Source organism: Methylobacterium iners (assembly GCF_022179305.1).
Classification (GTDB): Bacteria; Pseudomonadota; Alphaproteobacteria; order Rhizobiales; family Beijerinckiaceae; genus Methylobacterium; species Methylobacterium iners.
Map to the genome: position 1 here is coordinate 1 of NZ_BPQP01000028.1, position 21,398 is coordinate 21,398.

Genomic DNA, 21,398 nt, shown 5'->3' on the forward strand with positions numbered 1-21,398 from the left:
GGGAAGGGCAAGGGTGGGGCCCCGCGATGGCAATCAACCGCACTCCGATGGCCCCCGTCCGGCTCCTCGACCTCCGAGGATTGCGCCCGGAGATGCGGCCCGAAGTGTCCGCGCCGAGCTTCGGGTTCGGGCCAAGTTTTCGGCTTGGCAGTTTATTGAGGATTTTCGGGTTTTCTTGCCGGGCCACTTGCGCGTCGGCGTCGCGGGCGGCCGAGAGATCTCCCGATGCCTCTGTCCCAGATCGTCTTCTTCAGCCGCAACCGGGTGACACTCGCCGGCGGCTCGATGCGCGAGATGGTCCGCGACATCCTCGCCGCCTGCCACAACTACGACCGCGTCTCGGGCCTCACCGGCGCGCTCGTCTTCAATGAGGACTTCTTCCTGCAGGCGATGGAGGGAGAGCGCAGCGCGATCTCCGAGCAGCTCTGGGGCTTGGCCGCCGATCATCGCCTCAGCGGCATGGTCCTCGTCTCGTGCCGCACCATCGAACGGCGGGACTTCGAGGGCTGGATGGTCGGCTATGCCGGGCATTCCGAGCCCCTCGACGCGATCTACATGCATTATGGCACGGCCGCGAAGCTCGACCCGACCGACATGTCGGTCCAGGGCATGATCGACCTCCTGCGCGCCTTCGCGCATCTCGACGGCAGCCACTTCGTCCAGAGGGCCGGCGCAGCAGGGGTTCCGTTGCGGGAGCCGCCGCGGCGCGGCGCCTGATCTTCACGCGAAGCCTATTTGCGGCAGGTCGGCTTTTGGTTCATTGAGGCCGGCGAACGGGCCTGCGGGCCCGGCTTCGTTCCCTTGATCGCGTCGGGATGACTTCACGCATGGCAACCCCTGACTTCGACCTGAACGACATCAAGCGCCGCATGCAGGGCGCCGTCACCTCGCTGAAGGGCGACCTCGGCTCGCTGCGCACCGGCCGCGCGACCCCCAGCATCCTCGATCCGATCCAGGTGGACGCCTACGGCGCGATGATGCCGATGGCCCAGGTCGCCACGGTCAGCGTGCCGGAGCCGCGTCTCCTCAGCATCTCCGTCTGGGACCGCGGCATGATCGGCGCCGTGGAGAAGGCGATCCGCGAATCCGATCTCGGCCTCAACCCTCAGACCGAGGGCCAGACCATCCGGCTGCGCATCCCCGAGATGAACGAGCAGCGCCGCAAGGAGATGGTCAAGGTCGCCCACAAGTACACGGAGGAGGCCCGCGTCGCGGTCCGCCACGTGCGCCGCGACGGGCTCGACCACCTCAAGAAGCTCGAGAAGGACGGCGCGATCAGCGAGGACGACGAGAAGCGTCAGGCCGCCGACGTCCAGAAGGCGACCGACCAGTACATCGCCGAAATCGATGGGGTGCTCGCCGCCAAGGAGAAGGAGATCATGCAGGTCTAGTTCAGGCCCCGCGTGATCGAGTGGGTCGAGGGTCGGCAAGGCACGAGACGAGGGAGAGGCGCGTTGGGTCGCTTTACGGGCGCGCGTCAGATCGAGGCAGCGATGACGGCCGACGTCGAGACGGTGGTGCGGCCGGATTCCGCGTCGAGCCAGACGCCCGCCCGCGTCCCGGACCACGTCGCCATCATCATGGACGGCAACGGCCGCTGGGCGGCCCGGCGCGGCCTGCCGCGGGTCGAGGGTCACCGCCGCGGCGTCGAGGCGGTGCGCCGGGCCGTGCGCTCGGCGATCGAGCTCGGCGTGCGCTACCTGACGATCTACAGCTTCTCGGCCGAGAACTGGCGCCGGCCCCCCGCCGAGGTCGCCGACCTCATGGGGCTGCTCAAGCTCTTCATGCTGCGCGACCTCGCCGAGCTCCACGCCAACGACGTGCGGGTGCGCATCATCGGTGCGCGCGACGGCCTGAGCCCGGACATCGCCGGCCTTCTCGAGGAGGCCGAGCGGCGCACCTGCCGCAACACCGGCCTGACCCTCGTCGTCGCCTTCAATTACGGCGGGCGCCAGGAGATCCTGCGGGCGGTCCGGCGCCTCGCCGAGGCGGTCGCCGAGGGGCGCCTGCGGCCCGACGCGATCGGCCTCGACGCGATCACGGGGGCGCTGGACACCGCGGGCATCCCCGATCCGGACCTCGTGATCCGCACCTCGGGCGAGCAGCGCCTCTCGAACTTCCTGACCTGGCAGACGGCCTATGCGGAATACGTGATCGCGCCGGAATTCTGGCCCGACTTCGACCACGAGTCCTTCCTCGCGGCGCTGGACGAGTACAACCGTCGCGACCGCCGCTTCGGCGGCCTCAGCGACAAGGCGGGATGATGATCGCCGGCGGCGAGACGGCGCCGCGCCACACCCCGTTCGGGAGCCGCGAGTTCCAGGCGCGCGTGTTCTCGGCCGTGGTGCTCGCCGCAATCGTCCTCTCCGCCCTGGTCCTCGGGGGCTGGCCCTTCGCCCTGATCTGGCTCGCGGCGGCGATCGTGGCCGCCGCCGAGTGGATCGGGATACGCCGGATCGCGCCGCGGCGCGCCCTCCTCGCCGTGACCGCGCTCACGCTCACCGGCCTCGTCGCCTCCCTGCAGCTCGGGGCTCCGGTCGCCGCCCTCGTCGTCATCGGGGGGCTGGGGCTCGGCGCCGCCCTCGTCCTGGCGAAAGGGGAGGGGGGCCGGCTCGCCGCTGCGCTCGGTCTCATCGGGGCAGGAATCCTCGCCCTCGTTCCGACCGCGCTGAGGAACGATCCGGCCATCGGCATCCTCGGCCCGGCCTGGATGTTCGCCGTGGTCTGGTCCACCGACATCGTCGCCTACTTCACCGGCCGGGCGCTGGGCGGCCCGAAGCTCATGCCGCGGGTCAGCCCGAAGAAGACCTGGTCCGGCGCGTTGGGGGGACTCGCCGCCGGGACCGGGGCGGGAATCGGGCTCGTCCTCTTCGCCCGCGAGCACGGCTGGAGCATGCTCGCGGCCGCGCCGCTCCCCGCCGTGGCCCTGGCGAGCGCGCTGGCCTCCGTCCTCAGCCAGGCCGGCGACCTCGCCGAATCCGCCGTGAAGCGGCGATGCGGCGTCAAGGATTCCGGCCGTTCGATCCCGGGCCACGGCGGCGCCATGGACCGCCTCGACGGCTTCTTCGCCGTGGCCCTCCTCGTCGGGCTCGCCCTGATCATCCACCGCCTCGCCGCGGCCTGAAGGAACTCGTCCGTTGCGTCTCACCGTCACCATCCTCGGCGCCACCGGCTCGATCGGCCGCTCGACCACCGACCTGCTGGTCCAGCATCGCGACCGCTTCCGCGTCGGTGCCCTGGTCGGCGGCCGCGACGCGATCGCTCTGGCCAAGCTCGCGCGCGAGCTCGACGCCAACTTCGCCGCGCTGGCCGACGAGTCCGCCGGTCCGGCCCTGCGCGAGGCGCTCTCGGGGTCCGGCATCGCCTGCGGGGCGGGGGAGGCGGCCGTGCTCGAGGCCGTGGCGCGCGAGGCCGACATCGTGGTCGCGGCGGTGAGCGGCGCGGCCGGCCTCAAACCCACCCATGCCGCCCTGCGGCTCGGCCGGACCGTGGCGCTCGCCAACAAGGAGAGCCTGGTCTGCGCCGGCGACGCCTTCATGCGCGACGCCGCCCGCTACCGCGCCCGCCTCCTGCCTGTGGATTCCGAGCACAACGCGCTCGCCCAGGCGCTGGGCGACGGCAGGGTCGCCGACGTCGCGAAGATGACCATCACGGCCTCGGGCGGTCCGTTCCGGACCTGGGCCCGCGAGCGCATCGCCGCCGCCTCCCCGGCGGAGGCCGCCGCCCACCCGACCTGGTCGATGGGCATGAAGATCAACATCGATTCCGCCTCGCTCATGAACAAGGGGCTGGAGCTGATCGAGGCGCACCACCTCTTCGCGATCGAGCCGGAGCGCCTCGACGTCATCGTCCATCCGCAATCCATCGTGCACGGCCTCGTCACCTGGCGCGACGGCGCCGTGACGGCGGGTCTCGCCATGCCCGACATGCGGGTGCCGATAGCCCATTGCCTCGGCCTCGGCGACCGCCTGACGATCGAGCGCGGGCGCGGCCTCGACCTCGCGGCGACGGGAAGCCTCACCTTCGAGCCGGCCGACGAGGCGCGCTTCCCCTGCCTAGCGATCGCCCGCGCGGCGCTCGCCGAGGGCGGCGCGGTGCCGACCGTGATGAACGCCGCCAACGAGATCGCGGTGGCCGCCTTCATCCGCGGCGAGATCCCGTTCTACGGCATCGCCGACCTCGTAGAGCGGGCCTGCACGCACTTCGCCGGGACCCACCGCGACGCCCCGGCCGACGTCGACGAGGCGCTCGCCATCGACGCCGAGGTCCGGAGCTGGAGCACGCAGGCGCTGCCCGAGCTGCGCGCGGCCGGGTGACCGACCGTCCCGATTGACGAGCTGCGCGCCCGGGCGGGGCGCGGGCGTTCACCCTCTCTCCAACAAAGCGGGGAGGGCGGCCCGGTTTGGCCCGCCCGGGATTGCCATGCGACCATGATGCGGCCTCTCCTGCCTTTGCGTTGGCGCCGAAGCGATCCGATCTGCTAGAGATCGCCGCCCGACGAGCGGCCTGAGGACCGAGAGATGGAATTCCTGAACGCCATGAGCGGCACGGCCGCCGGCTTCTTCGGCGCGGTGATCCCGTTCCTCATCGTGCTCACCATCGTCGTCTTCGTGCACGAGATGGGGCACTTCCTGGTCGGGCGCTGGTGCGGGGTCGGGGTTCACGCCTTCTCCATCGGGTTCGGGCCGGAGCTCCTCGGCTTCAACGACCGGCACGGCACGCGCTGGAAGCTCTGCGCGATCCCGCTCGGCGGCTACGTCAAGTTCTACGGCGACGCCAACGGCGCCAGCGTGCCGGACCCGGCCGCGCTCGCCCGGATGGATCCGCGCGAGCGCGCGATCAGCTTCCCGACCCAGCCCTTGCCGAAGCGCGCGGCCATCGTCGCGGCGGGGCCGATCGCCAACTTCCTGCTGGCGATCCTCCTGTTCGGGGGCGCGATCTACTTCGGCGGCCGCTACGAGATCCCGGCGCGCGTCGTCGGCGTGGTGGCCGGCAGCGCCGCCGAGCGCGCCGGCTTCCAGCCCGGCGACGTGATCCAGTCCATCGACGGCGCGCCGGTCAACAGCTTCATGGAGATGCAGCGGACGGTCACCGGCAGCGGCGGCTCGAGCCTGATCGTGACCGTCGACCGCGGCGGCGAGGCCCGGCAGCTCACCGCGACGCCCGACACCGTCGAGGAGCGGACCCCCTTCGGCCGGCACCGGTTCGGGCGCCTCGGCCTGCAGGGGCCGAAGGCCGAGGAGGCGAAGCTCGTCCATTACGGGCCGTTCCAGTCGCTCAAGCTCGGCATCTACGAGACCTACTTCGTCGTCGACCGGACGCTCGCCTATATCGGCAAGCTAGTCACCGGCCGCGAATCGCCGGACCAGCTCTCAGGCCCCATCGGGATCGCGCGGGTCTCGGGCGAGGTCGCCAAGGTCGGCGGCGTGGCCGGCCTGATCGGGCTCGTCGCGCTCCTCTCCGTCTCAATCGGGCTCTTGAACCTCTTTCCCGTGCCGCTCCTCGACGGCGGCCACCTGCTCTTCTACGCCTACGAGGCCGTGCGCGGCCGGGCGCTGAGCGAGCGGGCGCAGGAGATCGGGTTCCGCATCGGGCTCGCCCTGGTGCTCATGCTGATGCTGTTCGCGGCCTGGAACGACATCCTAAACCTCGGCGCCTCCTGGGGGGCGAAGGGGACCTGAGGCGCCGCCGAGGCGTGGCCGTGTGCCGTTCCGCACCGGGTGGCGGCATCCCCGCCGGCCGGGCCGTGGGCGGGTTTACGCTTCGTAAACCCTGTCGGGATATCGCCGAAAACCGTTAAGTGACCGGAAGGCCACGTCTCCCAAAATCCCTAACGAGCGATGACCCCGAGCGTTTGCTTCGCTCGGGAAACTCGGTAGAAGCTGGACTGGGACCAAGTGACGAGACGACCGGTAAACCGGCGATCGTCTGCGGGTGCAAACCCGCGTCAACCATAAAAAGACGGGCGATTACATGATCTCGATGACGGGGAAGCGTCGACGCAAGTCGGCCGAGCGGACCATCGTCCTAGTCGCCGCTGCGGCCGCCGGGCTTGTTCTGGGCGGGACCGCGCAGGCGCAGCAGATCGTCGTCCAGGGCAACAAGCGCGTCGATTCCGACACGATCCGCTCCTACGTCACCGGCACCGCCTCGGGCTCCCCGGAGGAAGCGCGACGCAACCTGCTCGCCACCGGCCTGTTCTCGGACGTGCGGGTCTCCCGCAGCGGCGGCAGCACGGTCGTGAGTGTGCGCGAGAACAACGTGATCAACCGCGTCGTGTTCGAGGGCAACAAGAAGGTCGAGAAGGCCACCCTCGAGGGGCAGATCGAAGCCAAGGGCCGCAGCGGCTTCAACGAGGCCGTCGTCCAGGCCGACCTGCAGCGCATCCGCGAGATCTACCGCCGGGCCGGCCGCGGCGGCGCCAAGGTCAGCTACCGCACCGTGGACCTGCCGAACGGCACCATCGACGTGATCTACGTGATCGACGAGGGCGACAAGACCGGCATCAAGGCGATCAATTTCGTCGGCAACAATGCCTATTCGGAAGGCACCCTCAAGGACCTGATGTCGTCCTCGGAGATGAACTTCCTGAGCTTCATCAAGACCTCGGACGTCTACGACGCCGACCGCATCACCGCCGACCTCGACCTCGTCCGGCGCTACTACCTCAAGAACGGCTACGCCGACTTCCGGGTCGTCAACGCCGACGCGCGCTACGTCGAGGGCGAGGGTGATGCCGGCTGGGTCATCACCGTGACCGTCGACGAGGGTGAGCAGTACCGCGTCGGCAACGTCGCGATCGATTCCCGCCTGCCCGGCCTCGACACGCAGGGCCTCGACGGCGAGATCCGCACGGCGGTGGGCGACGTCTACAACGCCGAGGACGTCGAGAAGACGCTGAACGGCGTCACGACGCAGGTGAACCGCCAGGGCTACCCCTTCGCGCAGGTCCGCCCGACCGGCCAGCGCGACCGCGCCACCCGGACCGTCTCCCTCGGCTTCGTCGTCGAGGACGGCCCGCGCGTCTACGTCGAGCGCATCAACATCCGCGGCAACACCCGCACCCGCGACTACGTCATCCGCCGCGAGCTCGATATCACCGAGGGCGACGCATACAACCGCGTCCTCACCGACCGGGCGGAGCGCCGCCTGAACGGCCTCGGCTTCTTCAAGAAGGTCCGCTTCTCCAACGAGCCGGGCTCCGCGGCCGACCGCGTCATCATCAACATCGATGTCGAGGATCAGCCCACGGGATCGTTCTCGGTGGCCGGCGGCTATTCGAGCCAGGACGGCATCATCGGCGAGGTCTCGGTCTCGGAATCGAACTTCCTCGGCCGCGGCCAGTTCGTGCGCGTCGCCGGCACCGCCGGCCAGTACTCGCGCGGCGTCGACTTCTCGTTCACCGAGCCGTACTTCCTCGGCTACCGCCTCGCTGCGGGCTTCGACGCCTTCTACAAGTACAGCGACCAGACCCGCTACTCGCGCTACGAGACCACCGTCTACGGCGGTCAGCTCCGCGTCGGCCTGCCGATCACGGAAGAGTTCGGCGTAACCCTGCGCTACTCGCTCTACAACACCGAACTGAAGGTGCCGAACACCCTCAAGCGGCCCTACAACGACTGCTCGAACCCGATCCCGGGTTACACCGATCGCTACCCCGCCGGCACGGTCATCAACGGCCAGAACGTCGGTGGCCTCGCGCGGTACCCGAACTGCGCGTTCGACGGCGAGGCCTCGATCGCGCTCAAGGGCTCGCAGGGCTCGACCCTGACCTCGCTCGCGGGTCTCACCCTGGCCTACTCGACCTTGGACAGCTACGCCCAGCCCCGCAACGGCCTCTACGCCGAGGTGAAGCCGGACATCGCCGGCCTCGGCGGCGACTCGAAGTTCTTCCGCGCGACGGGCGACGCCCGTTACTACAAGGAGATCTACGAGGACGTGGTTGGATTCGTCCGCTTCCAGGGCGGCCACATCACGGCGCTCAACGATCAGCCGCTTCGCATCACCGACCAGTTCTTCCTCGGTCCTTCGCTGGTCCGCGGCTTCGCCCCGAACGGCATCGGTCCGCGCGACGTCGGCATCGCCGACAGCCGCTCGAACGCGATCGGCGGCACCACCTATGTCGGCGGCACCGTCGAGGTCCAGTTCCCGATCCCGGGCATCCCGCGGGATCTCGGCCTGAAGGGCGCGGTGTTCGCCGATGCCGGCACGCTGTTCGGCTATAGCGGCCGCACCCAGTTCAACGTGAACGGCGATGCGCTCATCAACGGCATCGCGCCGGGCGGCCTCTGCAACTTCAACACGAGCACCATCGGCGTCGAGCCGGAATGCGTGAACGTGCGCGACCGGGCCGTGATCCGCTCCTCGGTCGGTGCCTCGATCCTCTGGAACTCGCCGCTCGGACCGATCCGCTTCGACTACGCCTACGCCCTCTCGAAGGACGAGGGCGCCCGCGTCCCCGGCACGAACTTCCGGGTCGGCAAGGATCAGACCCAAGCGTTCCGGTTCTCCGGCGGCTCGCGCTTCTGAGGACGCGCGCCGCCTCCATCCCGAGGCGGCGCGTTCTCATCCCATGTCGAGCCCCCAGTTCTTCACAGCTCAAATCGTCATCAGCCTCGGCGCCGTCGCCGAGGCTGCGCGCGTTTCGCTTCCCGACGGGGTCGACTCCCAGGCCGTCATCAGCGGCGCGGCGCCCCTCGAGAGCGCCGGGGCGCGCGACCTGGCCTACATGGACAACGCCCGCTACGGCGACGCGCTCGCGGCGACGCGGGCGGGCGCCTGCCTCGTGGCGCCCCGCTTCGCGGCCCGGGTGCCAGCCTCGACCGTCGCGCTCGTCACTCGCGATCCCTACCGCGTCTACGCCGAGATCCTCGCGCGCCTGCACCCCGACGCGATGCGTCCCGCCTCGATGTTCGGCGCGAGCGGCGTCTCCCCGGGCGCGCACCTGCATCCGGAAGCGCGCCTCGAGGCCAATGTCCGTGTCGATCCCGGCGCCGTCATCGGGCCGCACGCCGAGATCGGCTCCGGCACGGTGATCGGCCCGAACGCGGCCGTGGGCCCGAATGTCCGGATCGGGCGCGGTTGCGCCATCGGCGCCGGGGCCACCATCGCTCACGCCCTCGTCGGCGACCGGGTGATCGTCCATCCCGGCGCGCGCATCGGCCAGGACGGCTTCGGCTTCGCCATGGGCGCCAGTCACCTCAAGGTGCCCCAGATCGGACGGGTCATCGTGCAGGACGACGTCGAGATCGGCGCCAACACCACGATCGACCGGGGCGCCAGCCGCGACACGGTGATCGGGGAGGGCACCAAGATCGATAACCTCGTCCAGATCGCCCACAACGTGGTGATCGGCCGCCACTGCGTGATCGTCTCGGGCGTCGGCATCTCAGGCTCGACGACGCTGGAGGATTACGTGGTGCTCGGCGGCCAGGTCGGCGTCGTCGGCCATCTGCGGATCGGCAAGGGCGCCCAGATCGCGGGCTCCTCCAACGTCAACCGCGACGTGCCGTCTGGCAGCCGCTGGGGCGGAACGCCGGCCAAGCCCGTGCGCGCCTGGTTCCGCGAACTGACGACCCTGGCGCGCCTCGCCGAACGCTCGGGCCGCGACGAGGACGAGCCCAAGGGCTGAGCGCGCTGCGTTCTTGCCATGCATCCGTCGCGCGGGAGATCGCGCTTTGGCTCCCTTGCCGGCTTTCGAGACCGACACTAGGGTCCGCGCCGCGACGGAGCCGTCCTGTCCGGGCTCGTCGATCAATCGGAGTGCACTGACATGGGCTTTCTGGCCGACGCCCTCTCGCGCGTGAAGCCGTCCGCGACCATCGCGATGACGCAGAAGGCGCGCGAGCTCAAAGCCGGCGGCATGGACGTGATCAGCCTGTCGGTCGGCGAGCCGGATTTCGACACGCCCGATCACATCAAGGACGCGGCGATCGAGGCGATCCGGCGCGGCGAGACCAAGTATCCGCCCGTCTCGGGCATCGTGCCGCTGCGCGAGGCCATCGCGAAGAAGTTCAAGCGCGAGAACGGGCTCGACTACAAGCCCTCGCAGACCATCGTCGGCACGGGCGGCAAGCACGTCATCTACAACGCGCTGCTGGCCACCCTGAACCCGGGCGACGAGGTGGTGATCCCGCGGCCCTACTGGGTCTCCTACCCGGAGATGGTGGTGCTGTGCGGCGGCACGCCGGTCTTCGCCGAGACCGACATGGCGCACGACTTCAAGCTCCAGCCCGAGGAGCTGGAGCGGGTGATCACGCCCAAGACCAAGTGGATCATCCTGAACTCGCCCTCGAACCCGTCGGGCGCCGCCTATGCCCGCGACGAGATGAAGGCGATCACCGACGTGCTGATGCGGCATCCCCATGTCTGGGTGCTGACCGACGACATGTACGAGCACCTGACCTACGGCGACTTCGCGTTCGTGACCCCGGCCCAGGTCGAGCCCGGCCTCTATGAGCGCACGCTCACCATGAACGGCGTCTCGAAGGCCTACGCGATGACGGGCTGGCGGATCGGCTACGCGGCCGGGCCCGAGCACCTGATCAAGGCGATGGACTTCGTCCAGGGCCAGCAGACGTCGGGCGCCTCCTCGATCTCGCAATGGGCGGCCGTGGCGGCGCTGGACGGCACGCAGGAGCACCTCAAGCGCTTCAAGGCAGCCTTCCAGGAGCGGCGCGACCTCGTCGTCTCGATGCTGAACCAGACGCAGGGTCTGAAATGCCCGACGCCGGAGGGCGCCTTCTACGTCTATCCCTCCTGCGCGGAGACGATCGGGCGCAAGGCGCCGTCGGGCAAGACCATCGAGACCGACGAGGACTTCGTGGTCGAGCTCCTGCAGGCCGAGGGCGTGGCCGCCGTCCAAGGCTCTGCCTTCGGCTTGGGGCCGAACCTGCGCATCTCCTACGCGACCTCGAACGCGGCGCTGGAGGATGCCTGCCATCGCATCCAGCGGTTCTGCGGCTCGCTGCGCTGAAGCGGTCCCGACGCGGCCTCGAAGGATCGAGGCCGCGGCATCGCGACGGTTGCCGGCTCCAGAGCGTGCCCCTACATCGGCCGTCCCTGCCGCCAATGCGCCCGATGGTCTCGCGAACCCTCTCGGGCCTGCATGGTGGCGCGGTCGGCAGTGACGGGACGGTGCGGACCAGTTCTCTGCACCGCTCCCTTGAGGCTCAGTGGGCCGAGCGGCTGCAGGAGTGTCGGCGGCGCGGGGAACAGGAACCGCGATTCCGGCGCAAGGCCCACAGATCGTTCCAGTTCGGGACACTACCCGCGCGGGCGCGGAAGCCGTCCGTTCACGATCTTCGGTAAGGATGGTCTCGATCGGGGAACCGGTCTCGTTCCACGCGCAATCCGGGCCAGACCATCATGCGGCGCCTCCTGACGGGCGGCATCAAGGCGATCCTCGCGATCGCCGCGCTCTCCACCGCCGCACACTGGGCGATGCGCGTCCAGCGCGATCCCGCCGAGGGGCCGCAGGCCATGGCCTCGATTCCGGACCCGGTCACCACGGGCTCCATCGAGCCGCGGAAGGCGGAGCCGCCGCGCGCCGAGGCGTCGAAGGACGTCACCACGGGCCTCGATCAGCGACACCTCTCCGAGCTGATCGCGGGCTCCGTGTCCGAGAAGCCGAAGCCGCAGAAGGCCGCCGCGACCAAGCGCTGAGCCTCCGTTGTCACGCTTCCTTCGTCGGTTTCTGATCTTGGGTTTCTGATGCGGTCGGCGGGACCGGATCGGGAGCCTGAGGCATGTCGGATCGTTCAGGCCTGACCCGGCGCGAGAGCGTCGTCGGCGCAGCCGCCCTCGCCGTGACCGCCGCGACGGCACAGGCCCAGACCGCCCCCAGCCAAGGCGTCCCGCGTGCCGAAGCGACCGCCATCGGCCGGGTCTACGACGCGGCCGCGGCGGGAGACGGGCGGACCGAGCGGGCCGGCATCCCGGGCGTCCTCGTCTCGAACGGCCGCGAGGTCGTCCGCACGGACGAGGCCGGCCGCTACGCGCTGCCGGTCTCCGACGAGACGATCCTCTTCGTGATCAAGCCGCCGGGCTACGCCCTGCCGCGCGACGCCAACAACATCCCACGCTTCAGCTACATTCATCAGCCGAAGGGCACGCCCCCGGAACTCGGCCTGCGCTATCGCGGCATCGACCCGACGGGGCCGCTGCCCGCCGCGATCGATTTCGGCCTGACGCCGGCACCGGAGCCCGAGAGCTTCGAGGCGATCCTGTTCACGGACCCGCAGCCGGAGAGCCTGATCGAGCTCGGTCATGTCCGCGATACCGCGGTGACCCGCGTGCTCGGCACGCAGGCCGCCTTCGGCATCACGACCGGCGACATCCTGTTCGACGATCTCTCGTTCTACGGCCGCTACAATCGCATCATCGGGCGCATCGGCGTGCCCTGGTACCATATCGGCGGCAACCACGACCTGAACTTCGAGGCGCCCGACGCCCGCTACAGCCGCGAGACGCTGAAACGGATCTACGGCGCGCCCTACTACGCCTTCCACCACGGGCAGGCGCTCTTCGTGATGCTCGACAACGTCCATTATCTCGGCGCCGCCACCGCGACGGGGAGCAATGGCGGGCGCTACGAGGGCCGGATCGGCGAGCGTCAGCTCGCCTTCGTCGCGAACCTCCTGCGCGAGACGCCGAGGGACCGCCTCATCGTCGTAGCGATGCACATTCCGCTCCTCACCGATCTCGGCCCGGACAACCCGCGGGAGAACACCCTCGACCGCGACGCGCTCCTCGATCTCCTGGAGGGCCGCCCGGTCCTGAGCCTCGCGGGGCACACCCACACGACCGAGCACCATTACCCGCGCGGGAAGGGCGAGGGGGCGCATCATCACCATGTGCTGACGGCGGTCTCGGGCTCTTGGTGGAGCGGCCCGAGCGCGCGCACCGGCATTCCCTCGGCGGACAGCCGCGACGGGACGCCGAACGGCTTCCACGTGCTCTCGATCGAGGGCACCCGCTACACGACGCGCTACCTCTCGGCGCAGGGCGAGCCCGATGCCGTCATGCGGATCATGTTCGAGAGCCAGCACCGGACCGGCGCCGGCCAGATCCTGCGCGACTACCGCCCGGCGCAGCTCCTGCGCTCGCCGATCCCCCTCGACAGCGTCGACTCGACGGATCTCGTCGTGAACGTCTTCGACGGCGGCCCCCGCACCCGCGTGCAGTTCCGCGTCGGTGACGGCGGGCCCGTGGCCATGACGCGCCGCCGGCGATCCGACCCCTTCGTCGCCGAACTTTACGCCCGCTACGCCGACACCAAGAAGCCCTGGGTGAAGGCGGAGCCGTCGAGCCATCTCTGGGTCGCGAGACTACCGGCCACGATCGGGCCGGGCGCCCACCGGATTACGGTCGAGGTCGAGGACGAGTACGGGCGCCCGGCGCGCTCGGCGGTCGTGCTCGAAGTCTTGGCGGAGGAGGCCGTGCCCCGGCGCGGGTGAGCCCCCGGGCCAGGGTTGGTGGCGCTCCCTCCTGGCCGCGCCGCCCGCGGAACTGGCATGGACGGGAGGTGTTGGTCCGCAGACCCCCAACCCGAAGGAGCGCTGCATGGCCAATCCCGGCCTCCCGATCCCCGAACCCCTGCCCGGCGGGATTCCCGGCGACCTGCCGCCGACGCCTCAGCCGGACGAGCAGCCCGAAATCGGCCCCACCGGTCCCCGCACTCCCTATCCCGTCAACGATCCTGGGGTCGTCGATCCCGCCGGCCCCGGCTCCGAGCCGGATTACCTCCCCGGCGCGCCCACCGATCCCGGCGTGCGGATGTAGGGCTCAGTGGTCCCCGTGCGACGCACGCACGTCGCGGGGAGCGGCGAGAATTTCGGAGAGGCTCGTCGCGACGTGACGGGCCTCTTCGTCCGTCAGGCGCAGCTGGAACGGCGGCAGGGCGCCGGCCTGGAGCGCGACCACGGCCTGGCCCTGCTCGTCGGTCCCGACTTCGATCGCCGACGAGGTCACTTCGAGCATGGCGATGTCCTCGTCGTTCATGTCCTCGGGGAGATCGGATTCGTCCGGCTCGTCGATGGCGGTGAGGAGCTGCCCGACGGCCCGCACCAGGGCACGCGCGGCGCGGGCATCCATGACCACCGCCGTCGCCTGATCGTCCTTCTGGAACGAGAGCTGGATGTTCGCGCCTTCGAGGGAAACCGAGATGCCCGCCATGAACCGCCTGACCGCGTCGCCTAACCGCTTGGAACCGAACTCATATATGCATGCGTCGGTGCCAAAAACACAGGGCCGCGCGGGCCGCCGCGGCGTGATGGGCGCCCCGATATCGGCCAGGGTGCCTTGTTGCCGCCGCATCCCCGGCCTACATGAAGGTCAGCGGGGATTGGTGAAACGGACGCCTGGGCGAACCAGCGTCTCACGCTCCGCCAGCCCCCGTCAGAAGTGAAGTAGAGGATCGAACGACTGGCGTCGTGAGACGTTTCCGTTTGGTCGACGAACGATACGAGGATCTATTCGTGAATACCGGTACTGTGAAGTGGTTCAACGAGACCAAGGGCTACGGCTTCATCCAGCCTGACGACGGCGGCAAGGACGTATTCGTCCACATCTCCGCCGTCGAGCGCGCCGGCATGCGCAACCTCATCGAGGGTCAGAAGGTCTCCTACGAGATCCAGACCGACAAGCGCAGCGGCAAGGATTCCGCCGGAAACCTGCAGGCGGCCTGAGGCCCCTTCGGCGCCGGTCCATCGGACCCGCGCCCTCCCTGCCGGATGAACGGACCGGTCACCGCTTTCCGACGACGCCCGCCCTCGACGAGGCGTGGGCCCGCCGGACGGCCCATCATCAATCAACGCCCCGGTTCAGCCCAAAGCGGCGGGCCGCGAAGACCGAAAGACAAAAAGAAAACACATGCTGTTCGAATACACCCGACGCCGCGGCGTCCGGTCGCCCGTCACCGACGCCGCGACCTTCAAGGTGACCCGGTTGAAGCAGGCCTCGGCCCAAGCCGACAAGCCCGTCGATCTCTCTCACATCATCGACCGATCCTACAACTATCACTCGCCGCGCGAACTGCGCTGGCACATCGCCGAGCGGTTCGGCTTGCCGCCCGCAACGGTCGCGCTTCAAGAAGCGCACTAACCAGGGCGGCTCAGGGAAGGCGCCGGCGACGCGCGAGGCAATCGCGCGCCCGCCCGATCGCAAGCCTGAGGTCGGCAGCGGCTCCCTTCCACTCCCCCGACCCCATCATCATCGCGCGGCTTGCCCGCGCGAGTTCTTCGAAGCCGAGCATGCCCGCGCAGGACACCAGGTTGTGTGCCTCACACGTGATGGCCTCGCGCGCATGCGCCGAGGTCTCGACGACGAGCAGCGCCCGATCGAGGTGCTGCCCGAAGAGCAGCAGAAGATCGTTCATCGCCCGGGCGCCGATGCCGCCGGCGAGTTCCTGATAGACCTGCTCGTCCCATACCCGCATCTCGTTCTCCGCCGACGGCTCCGGTCTCGTCCAGCGATGGACCAGCGCGAGCAGGTCGACGGCGCGGAAGGGCTTGGCGAGCGATGCGTCGATCCCCGCCGCGCGCCGCGCGTCGCCCTCGTCCTCCTCCGGGCGAGCGCTGAGGGCGAGCAACGGCAATCTCCGGTCCTCATCCTCGGAGGCGCGGATCGCGCGGCTCGCGGCGAGCCCGTCCATCACGGGCATGTTGAGGTCCAGGAGGACGAGGTCGTAGCGGTCCCGCCGCACGGCCTCGACCGCCTCCGCCCCGTTGGCGGCGGTCCCGACCTCGTATCCTGCCGGAGCAAGGATCGCGGCCGTCAGATTCCGTGCCAGGTCATTGTTGTCGACGACGAGGATGCGGGCGGTGTCCATCGGTATCGGCATTCGTGACGCGGCGGCTGAGCGTTCGGAGGCGCCGGGGTTCAATTCTGGGTCGGGCGCCGTGCGGCCCCACTCACGACCACGCGAGTGGTTAACGAGTCCTTAAGACGACTTTGCTATAGCATTAAAAATTCGATAAATTTATTCTTTCGACATCAACAGGAGATGTATACACAGGCTCCTCAAGTGAAGAGTATGGTTGAACCGTCCCTGAGCAGGGTCGTGCGAAGGAGCAGGCGATGAAGCTCGGACAGCAACGCGTTCTCCTGGTCGAGGACGAGATGCTGACGGCCATCGATCTGTCCTGCGAGATCGAGGATTCCGGCGGGGAGACGATCGGTCCCGCGACCTCCGTCAAGGACGCCCTCCGGCTTCTCGAGCGCGAGGCCGTCACCGCCGCGATCCTCGACGTCAATGTGCGCGACGGCGAGACCATGCCCGTCGCGGCCGCCCTCATCGCCCGGGGCATTCCCTTCATCCTGCATACCGGCGCCGTCCTGCCCTCCCGCCTGCGCACGCGCTTCGGCGGGGCACCGGTCCACATCAAGCCGACGTCGAGCCGTCGGCTGATCGCGGCGCTGGCCCGCGAGATCGAGAGCGCCGAGGCCCGCGGGCAGGGGCGGTCGGCGCCCCACGCCCTCGTCATCGAGGACGAGCGGCAGACGGCGCAGATCCTCGATGGATGCCTACGGGCCTACGGCTATGCCAGCGTCGATCGGGCGGACACCGAGGCCGGGGCGATCGCTGCCGCGCAGGCCCACCGGCCGGATCTGGTCCTCGTCGACCTGAGGCTGCGCGAGGGCGATGGCCTCTCCGCCGCGCGGGCGATCCGGATCGCCTACGGCGTCCCGCTGATCGTGGTGACGTCCCGGCCGGACCTCGCCACGGGGATCGATGCCCGCTTCGTCGTGGCCAAGCCCTTCACGCCGGCCATCCTCCAGGCGGCGATCGAGCGGGCCCGCCCGGCCGCGATCCCGGCCTGAGGCTGCTCCGCGCGGCTAGGCCCGGCCGTCGAGGGCGCCCACGACCTGGTCGCGCAGGCCGTGCGCCGTGGCAATCAAGGCGCCGTGGATCGGCTCGGGCCGGTTGTAGCGCGTCGGCTGCCCGTCGAGCATGCTCACCGAGCCGCCCGCCTCGCGCAGGATGATGTCGGCGGCGGCGAGGTCCCAGTCGCGCGCGTCCTGCGAGATCAGGCCGACATCGATGACGCCCTCCGCGACGCGGGCGATGCGCAGCGCCAGCGAGGGCACCCGCTCCACCGGCACGAAGGTCGGGGCCGTCCCGTTCTGCGTGGCACCGCGGCTGAGCTTGTCGATCATCGGCTTGGGCCCGGCGACCCGGGCGCCGTCGAGGGCGCCGAGGGCCGAGACGGCGATCGGCCGCCCGTCGCAGGTCGCGCCCGCGCCGGCCCTGGCCTCGTAGAAGCGGTCGGTGGCCGGCGCATGGACGAAACCGAGCAGGGGCTCGCCGCCCGAGAGCAGGGCAACCGCGATGGACCAGTCCGGATGGCCCGACAGGAAGGCGCGGGTGCCGTCGATCGGGTCGACGATCCAGACGAGGTCGTGCCCGAGCCGGACCGAGTCGTCGCTCGTCTCCTCCGAGAGCCAGGCGGCCTCGGGGAGGAGAGCGCTGAGACGGATCTTCAGGAAGGTGTCGACGGCGACATCCGCCTCGGTCACCGGCGAGCCTCCCGCCTTGGACCAGATCTTGGCCCGCGTGTGGCCGCCCGCCTGGAAGAAGGGCAGGGCGAGCGAGGCGGCCTCGCGAATCGCCTCGCGCAGGGCCGGGACGATCGCCTGCGCGGCCTCTGAGGACATCGGTGCGGACATGCGTCTCCGTGCTGGTCTTGCGCCCGCCTGAGGCGTCGCGGGCGTGCGGCGTCGCGGCGGTCCCGACCCCGCCCATGCGTTGTAGGCCGCCGGCCCGGCCGCCACAAGGATCGGGCTCTGCTCACGAAGCTCCATCTTCCTTCCAATCCGTGCAAGGAACCGTTGAGCATTCCCGCGGCTTTACCGGTGTCCATGATCGCTTAACTGTCAGTCTTAAGGCGCAACGAGGAGATTAGACGCGAATCTGCTTGTCATAACGGACGGCCCGACTAGGGCCGCCAAGGCAACAGGGCGTCAGCGAGATGAACACGTTCGCGAACATGAACTCCGAGGTCGAGGCCGATGCCTCCGCCCCATACGTCCACCCCGCTTCACCCCTGCCGGTGATCGGCCGGACGCGGACTTCGGCACCCGCCGGCGTCGCGCTGACCTTCGCCACCGAGGCGGCCGAGAGCTGCGGCGAGGACCGTTTCGCCCTCCTCATCGTCGATGCCGGGGGCGCCACCCTGATGCGGCTCGGTCCCTTCAGCGAGGACGACGTCGTCGCGGTCTGGCGCGACTGCGCCGCCAAGTCGACCCTGCCGCGGATGATCGTGCGCGAGGACGGCACCCTCGCGACGGTCTCCCGTCAGCTCGGCCCCGTCGCGCTTGGCGCGACGCGCACGCGCCGCCGCCACGGCTCCCTCAACGGCCGTCGCCCGCGCTTCCTCGTGCGCCGCAAGACCGGCCGCCTGCCCGTGCGTCCGCAGATCTTCCGCGGCGAGCGCGAGATCATGGGCGGCGCGCTCTCGTAAGAGCGGCCCGCCGTCCCGGCCAGGGACACCGTTTCTCCGCAAGTCTTGCGAAAACACGGTGAACGGGAACGGTTGTTTAACCTGAATCCCGTTTGAATGACGTCATCAAGTTGCGTCAGCAAACGGGTGCGTCGATGCGGGTTCGCGGGACTGGTCGGGGAATGAGGGCGCTGTCGCGCTTCGCGCTCGTCGGCATCATCGGTGGCGGCGTCGCCGCCTGTTCGTCGGATGCCTCGCGGCTCGGCGACCCCTTCACCAATCCCTTCGCCGCCTCGGAGCCCTCGGCCACCGGCAGCCTGCCGGATCAGGCCGAGATGCCGCGCACGGCGCCGCTGCGCACCGGCCAGGTCCAGTCCGAGTCGCTGCCCGCCCCGACCGCCCGGATGTCGCCGCGTCCCGCCGCCAATCCCGCGCCGGCCATGACGAGCCGCGTCGCCTCGACGGAGCCCTCGATCGGCGCCGCCTCGGGCATGAACCCCGATGCTGGCAAGTCCATCGCGGCCCACCCCGCTCCGGCGCCTGCGCCGATGACGCCCTCGCCGAAGGCCGTCGAGAAGCGCGCCACGGAGGCCGCCCGCAAGGAGGCCGAGGCCAAGAAGATCGTCGAGGCGCGCAAGCTCGTCGAGGCCAACAAGCAGGGCGAGGCCCGCAAGCTCGCCGAAGCCAAGAAGCTTGTCGAGGAGAAGAAGCTCGCCGAAGCCAAGGCCCAGAAGGAGGCCGAGGCCGCCAAGCGCCGCGTTCGCCCCGGCCAGAGCGCCAAGGCGGAGGACAAGTCGCCCAAGGCCGCCGAAAAGGCTGCCGAGGTGAAGAAGGCCGAGACCAAGAAGGTCGAGCCCAAGGCCGAGCCGAAGCTCGAAGCCAAGGTCGATCCGGCCAAGGCCAAGGCCGAGGCTGCCCGCAAGGCCGCCGAGGCGGAGGCCAAGACCGCCAAGGCCGAGGCGGCCAAGCAGGCCGCGAACAAGGCTGCCGAGGCCAAGGCCCAGAAGGATGCCGAGGCCGCCAAGGCTGCGGCGCCCGTCAAGGTCGCGGCAACGCCGGCGCCCGAGAAGGTCGAGCCTGCGAGCACGGGTTCCGTGGCGACCGAGCATTCGTTCCGCTGGCCGGCCAAGGGCCGCGTCATCGCGGGCTACGGCTCCAGCGGCAACGAGGGCATCAACATCGCCGTGCCGGAAGGTACGCCGGTGAAGGCCGCCGAGGACGGCACCGTCGCCTATGCCGGCTCCGACGTGAAGGGCTACGGCAAGCTCGTCCTGGTGCGCCACAACAACGGCTACGTCTCGGCCTACGCCCACAATGCCGAGCTCGACGTCCGCCCCGGCGAGAAGGTGAAGCGCGGCCAGACTATCGCCAAGTCCGGCGCCTCGGGCAACGTCACCTCGCCCCAGCTCCACTTCGAGATCCGCAAGGGCGCGACCCCGGTCGACCCGATGCCGCACCTCGCGAGCAACTGACGCCTCGCAAGCACCAATCTACGGAACAACGAAGCCTCCGAACGGACCTTTCGGAGGCTTCGTGCCGCCTTGGGGCTTGAGCACCGGGCGCGGGCCTCAATCCTGATCGTCGTCATCGTCCCGGGAGCGGCGCCTCGGCCCGTAGCCGTAACCCCGCTCGCGGTAGCCGTCGCGACCCCTGTAGCCCTCGCTGCGGCGGTAGCGCCGCTCGTAGAAGCGGCGGCCGCGATCATCGTCGCGGACCAGGGTGTCGATGCGGGTGTGGACGCCGTTCGAGCTGTTCGAGCTCGAATTCGACGAGGTGTTCCCGGCCAGGGCGGTCGTGGCCGTCAGCAGGGCCAATCCCGAGAATGCCAGCGAAAATGCCAGAATGCGTCTCATGGCGCGCCTCCTCCGTTGCGTGGGGAAGGCTGATCACGGTTGCGATGAATGCCGGATGAGCCGCGGGGCAGGGTGCCACCGATCCGGCGAGCGCACGGGATCGTGTCCCGTCGCGCCGAGAGGGTCGGTCTGCGCGGGCGTTCAGGCCAGGCGCTGCCCGAGCCGACCCGCGAGGTCCTGGATGAACTGGAAGGCGGTGCGGCCCGAGCGCGAGCCTCGCGTCGTCGCCCATTCCAGCGCCTCGGCCCGCAGCCGTTCCGGCTCCACGGCGAGTCCGTAGCGATCGGCATAGGCGCGGATCATCGCCAGGTATTCGTCCTGGCTGCATTTGTGGAAGCCGAGCCAGAGGCCGAAGCGGTCCGAGAGCGAGACCTTTTCCTCCACGGCCTCGCCCGGATTGATGGCGGTCGAGCGCTCGTTCTCGACCATCTCCCGGGCCAGCAGATGCCGCCGGTTCGAGGTGGCGTAGAACAGGACGTTCTCAGGCCGGCCCTCGATGCCGCCGTCGAGCGCGGTCTTGAGCGACTTGTAGGAGGTGTCCTGCCCGTCGAACGAGAGATCGTCGCAGAACACGATCCAGCGGTGCGGGTCCGGGCGAAGGAGAGCCATCAGGTCCGGCAGCGCCTCGATGTCCTCGCGGTGGATCTCCACGAGCTTGAGGGGGAGGGCCCCCTCCGCCCGCGCCGCGTTGATCTCGGCATGGGCTGCCTTGACGAGGGAGGACTTGCCCATGCCGCGCGCACCCCAGAGCAGCGCGTTGTTGGCGGGCAGGCCCTCGGCGAAGCGCGCGGTGTTCTCGACGAGGGTGTCCCGCGCCCGGTCGATCCCGGTCAGGATACCGATCTCGACGCGGTTGACCCGCGGCACGGGCAGCAGCCGACGCTCGGGCCCCCACAGGAAGGCGTCCGCGCTCGTGACGTCGGTCCTCGGCGTCGCGGCTGGGGCTGATCGCTCCAAGGCGTCGGCGATACGCTCGAGCAGGGGCAGGATCGCGTCGAGCGTGGGGGGCGGTGGCGTGGCCGTCATGAAAAGGGACCCCGGGTGCGGAAGAGCCGCGTCTTTAGAAGCTTCGCGCCGCGAAATCACGCACGGCCTCACCCCGACC

22 protein-coding genes are annotated in these 21,398 nt (G+C 69.8%); 17 read left to right on the top strand and 5 right to left on the bottom strand.

Translation table 11 applies throughout. From position 1 onward, the window contains the following. The first annotated feature begins 225 nt into the window (after positions 1–225). The 12 genes from MFF55_RS09575 (at position 226) to MFF55_RS09630 (ending at position 13,782) form a co-directional block, all read left to right on the top strand. Positions 226–717: a BLUF domain-containing protein gene (locus tag MFF55_RS09575; protein WP_238243864.1), complete on the top strand. Its 492-nt coding sequence runs from the start codon at positions 226–228 to the stop codon at positions 715–717. A gap of 110 nt (positions 718–827) precedes the next feature. Then, a complete protein-coding gene (gene frr, locus MFF55_RS09580; RefSeq protein WP_238243865.1) occupies positions 828–1,391 on the top strand; it encodes a ribosome recycling factor in 564 nt (187 codons plus the stop codon). A gap of 102 nt (positions 1,392–1,493) precedes the next feature. Next, on the top strand, positions 1,494–2,264 hold the full coding sequence (locus MFF55_RS09585) for an isoprenyl transferase (RefSeq protein ID WP_238243866.1): 771 nt from the start codon (positions 1,494–1,496) through the stop codon (positions 2,262–2,264). Beyond that, positions 2,264–3,124: a phosphatidate cytidylyltransferase gene (locus MFF55_RS09590; RefSeq protein ID WP_238243918.1), complete on the top strand. Its 861-nt coding sequence runs from the start codon at positions 2,264–2,266 to the stop codon at positions 3,122–3,124. The genes MFF55_RS09585 and MFF55_RS09590 overlap by 1 nt, the downstream gene beginning before the upstream one ends. Positions 3,125–3,137: 13 nt before the next feature. After that, positions 3,138–4,316, top strand: coding sequence for a 1-deoxy-D-xylulose-5-phosphate reductoisomerase (dxr, locus tag MFF55_RS09595; RefSeq protein WP_238243867.1), 1,179 nt, complete (start codon positions 3,138–3,140; stop codon positions 4,314–4,316). Between the two features lie 204 nt (positions 4,317–4,520). Then, complete coding sequence (rseP, locus tag MFF55_RS09600) at positions 4,521–5,681, top strand: RIP metalloprotease RseP (RefSeq protein WP_238243868.1); 1,161 nt, start codon at positions 4,521–4,523, stop codon at positions 5,679–5,681. Positions 5,682–5,973: 292 nt separating this feature from the next. Beyond that, the gene (gene bamA, locus MFF55_RS09605) at positions 5,974–8,529 is read left to right on the top strand and encodes an outer membrane protein assembly factor BamA (RefSeq protein WP_238243869.1); all 2,556 of its coding nucleotides are present in this window, start codon (positions 5,974–5,976) and stop codon (positions 8,527–8,529) included. Positions 8,530–8,572: 43 nt separating this feature from the next. Continuing rightward, positions 8,573–9,631 (top strand): UDP-3-O-(3-hydroxymyristoyl)glucosamine N-acyltransferase, encoded by a 1,059-nt coding sequence (gene lpxD, locus MFF55_RS09610; protein WP_238243870.1) that lies wholly within the window; start codon positions 8,573–8,575, stop codon positions 9,629–9,631. A gap of 141 nt (positions 9,632–9,772) precedes the next feature. After that, positions 9,773–10,975 carry a pyridoxal phosphate-dependent aminotransferase gene (locus MFF55_RS09615; RefSeq protein ID WP_238243871.1) on the top strand — a complete coding sequence of 401 codons (1,203 nt, stop codon included), beginning with the start codon at positions 9,773–9,775 and terminating at the stop codon, positions 10,973–10,975. 392 nt (positions 10,976–11,367) lie between these two features. Continuing rightward, positions 11,368–11,664, top strand: a complete 297-nt coding sequence (locus MFF55_RS09620; RefSeq protein WP_238243872.1) for a hypothetical protein — start codon at positions 11,368–11,370, stop codon at positions 11,662–11,664. An 83-nt stretch (positions 11,665–11,747) separates the two neighbouring features. Next, entirely contained in the window at positions 11,748–13,457 is a 1,710-nt protein-coding gene (locus MFF55_RS09625) for a calcineurin-like phosphoesterase C-terminal domain-containing protein (protein WP_238243873.1), read from the top strand. Between the two features lie 106 nt (positions 13,458–13,563). Continuing rightward, positions 13,564–13,782: a hypothetical protein gene (locus MFF55_RS09630; RefSeq protein ID WP_238243874.1), complete on the top strand. Its 219-nt coding sequence runs from the start codon at positions 13,564–13,566 to the stop codon at positions 13,780–13,782. Positions 13,783–13,785: 3 nt separating this feature from the next. Here MFF55_RS09630 and MFF55_RS09635 read toward each other — a convergent pair whose 3' ends face one another. Then, complete coding sequence (locus MFF55_RS09635; RefSeq protein ID WP_238243875.1) at positions 13,786–14,175, bottom strand: hypothetical protein; 390 nt, start codon at positions 14,173–14,175, stop codon at positions 13,786–13,788. Positions 14,176–14,477: 302 nt separating this feature from the next. Between MFF55_RS09635 and MFF55_RS09640 the strand changes: the two genes are divergently transcribed. Together MFF55_RS09640 and MFF55_RS09645 are read left to right on the top strand one after the other, a co-directional pair. Then, positions 14,478–14,687, top strand: coding sequence for a cold-shock protein (locus MFF55_RS09640; RefSeq protein ID WP_026175704.1), 210 nt, complete (start codon positions 14,478–14,480; stop codon positions 14,685–14,687). Between the two features lie 184 nt (positions 14,688–14,871). Beyond that, the gene (locus tag MFF55_RS09645; RefSeq protein WP_238243919.1) at positions 14,872–15,102 is read left to right on the top strand and encodes an AsnC family transcriptional regulator; all 231 of its coding nucleotides are present in this window, start codon (positions 14,872–14,874) and stop codon (positions 15,100–15,102) included. A 10-nt stretch (positions 15,103–15,112) separates the two neighbouring features. On the opposite strand, the gene MFF55_RS09650 is transcribed toward MFF55_RS09645, so the two are convergent. Then, on the bottom strand, positions 15,113–15,829 hold the full coding sequence (locus tag MFF55_RS09650; protein ID WP_238243876.1) for a response regulator: 717 nt from the start codon (positions 15,827–15,829) through the stop codon (positions 15,113–15,115). A gap of 248 nt (positions 15,830–16,077) precedes the next feature. Between MFF55_RS09650 and MFF55_RS09655 the strand changes: the two genes are divergently transcribed. Further along, on the top strand, positions 16,078–16,821 hold the full coding sequence (locus tag MFF55_RS09655) for a response regulator transcription factor (RefSeq protein ID WP_238243877.1): 744 nt from the start codon (positions 16,078–16,080) through the stop codon (positions 16,819–16,821). A 15-nt stretch (positions 16,822–16,836) separates the two neighbouring features. On the opposite strand, the gene MFF55_RS09660 is transcribed toward MFF55_RS09655, so the two are convergent. Continuing rightward, positions 16,837–17,667 carry a 3'(2'),5'-bisphosphate nucleotidase CysQ gene (locus MFF55_RS09660; protein ID WP_238243878.1) on the bottom strand — a complete coding sequence of 277 codons (831 nt, stop codon included), beginning with the start codon at positions 17,665–17,667 and terminating at the stop codon, positions 16,837–16,839. 302 nt (positions 17,668–17,969) lie between these two features. Here MFF55_RS09660 and MFF55_RS09665 point away from each other — a divergent pair, with 302 nt between their 5' ends. Both MFF55_RS09665 and MFF55_RS09670 read left to right on the top strand, forming a co-directional pair. Next, positions 17,970–18,461, top strand: coding sequence for a DUF6101 family protein (locus MFF55_RS09665; protein ID WP_238243879.1), 492 nt, complete (start codon positions 17,970–17,972; stop codon positions 18,459–18,461). Positions 18,462–18,622: 161 nt separating this feature from the next. Continuing rightward, the gene (locus MFF55_RS09670; RefSeq protein WP_238243880.1) at positions 18,623–19,912 is read left to right on the top strand and encodes a M23 family metallopeptidase; all 1,290 of its coding nucleotides are present in this window, start codon (positions 18,623–18,625) and stop codon (positions 19,910–19,912) included. A gap of 96 nt (positions 19,913–20,008) precedes the next feature. Here the strand turns inward: MFF55_RS09670 and MFF55_RS09675 are convergent, their stop codons facing one another. Beyond that, positions 20,009–20,293, bottom strand: coding sequence for a hypothetical protein (locus MFF55_RS09675; RefSeq protein WP_238243881.1), 285 nt, complete (start codon positions 20,291–20,293; stop codon positions 20,009–20,011). A 141-nt stretch (positions 20,294–20,434) separates the two neighbouring features. Beyond that, positions 20,435–21,319: an ATP-binding protein gene (locus MFF55_RS09680; RefSeq protein ID WP_238243882.1), complete on the bottom strand. Its 885-nt coding sequence runs from the start codon at positions 21,317–21,319 to the stop codon at positions 20,435–20,437. Between the last annotated feature and the right edge of the window lie 79 nt (positions 21,320–21,398).

Coding starts and splice junctions, on each gene's coding strand:
- MFF55_RS09615 (WP_238243871.1), top strand. CDS start 9,773: ATGGGCTTTCTGGCCGACGCCCTCTCGCGCGTGAAGCCGTCCGCGACC.
- MFF55_RS09650 (WP_238243876.1), bottom strand. CDS start 15,829: ATGGACACCGCCCGCATCCTCGTCGTCGACAACAATGACCTGGCACGG.
- MFF55_RS09575 (WP_238243864.1), top strand. CDS start 226: ATGCCTCTGTCCCAGATCGTCTTCTTCAGCCGCAACCGGGTGACACTC.
- MFF55_RS09675 (WP_238243881.1), bottom strand. CDS start 20,293: ATGAGACGCATTCTGGCATTTTCGCTGGCATTCTCGGGATTGGCCCTG.
- MFF55_RS09660 (WP_238243878.1), bottom strand. CDS start 17,667: ATGTCCGCACCGATGTCCTCAGAGGCCGCGCAGGCGATCGTCCCGGCC.
- rseP (WP_238243868.1), top strand. CDS start 4,521: ATGGAATTCCTGAACGCCATGAGCGGCACGGCCGCCGGCTTCTTCGGC.
- MFF55_RS09590 (WP_238243918.1), top strand. CDS start 2,264: ATGATCGCCGGCGGCGAGACGGCGCCGCGCCACACCCCGTTCGGGAGC.
- MFF55_RS09665 (WP_238243879.1), top strand. CDS start 17,970: ATGAACACGTTCGCGAACATGAACTCCGAGGTCGAGGCCGATGCCTCC.
- MFF55_RS09670 (WP_238243880.1), top strand. CDS start 18,623: ATGAGGGCGCTGTCGCGCTTCGCGCTCGTCGGCATCATCGGTGGCGGC.
- MFF55_RS09635 (WP_238243875.1), bottom strand. CDS start 14,175: ATGGCGGGCATCTCGGTTTCCCTCGAAGGCGCGAACATCCAGCTCTCG.
- lpxD (WP_238243870.1), top strand. CDS start 8,573: ATGTCGAGCCCCCAGTTCTTCACAGCTCAAATCGTCATCAGCCTCGGC.
- MFF55_RS09680 (WP_238243882.1), bottom strand. CDS start 21,319: ATGACGGCCACGCCACCGCCCCCCACGCTCGACGCGATCCTGCCCCTG.
- MFF55_RS09585 (WP_238243866.1), top strand. CDS start 1,494: ATGACGGCCGACGTCGAGACGGTGGTGCGGCCGGATTCCGCGTCGAGC.
- MFF55_RS09625 (WP_238243873.1), top strand. CDS start 11,748: ATGTCGGATCGTTCAGGCCTGACCCGGCGCGAGAGCGTCGTCGGCGCA.
- MFF55_RS09655 (WP_238243877.1), top strand. CDS start 16,078: ATGAAGCTCGGACAGCAACGCGTTCTCCTGGTCGAGGACGAGATGCTG.
- MFF55_RS09620 (WP_238243872.1), top strand. CDS start 11,368: ATGCGGCGCCTCCTGACGGGCGGCATCAAGGCGATCCTCGCGATCGCC.
- bamA (WP_238243869.1), top strand. CDS start 5,974: ATGATCTCGATGACGGGGAAGCGTCGACGCAAGTCGGCCGAGCGGACC.
- MFF55_RS09645 (WP_238243919.1), top strand. CDS start 14,872: ATGCTGTTCGAATACACCCGACGCCGCGGCGTCCGGTCGCCCGTCACC.
- MFF55_RS09630 (WP_238243874.1), top strand. CDS start 13,564: ATGGCCAATCCCGGCCTCCCGATCCCCGAACCCCTGCCCGGCGGGATT.
- frr (WP_238243865.1), top strand. CDS start 828: ATGGCAACCCCTGACTTCGACCTGAACGACATCAAGCGCCGCATGCAG.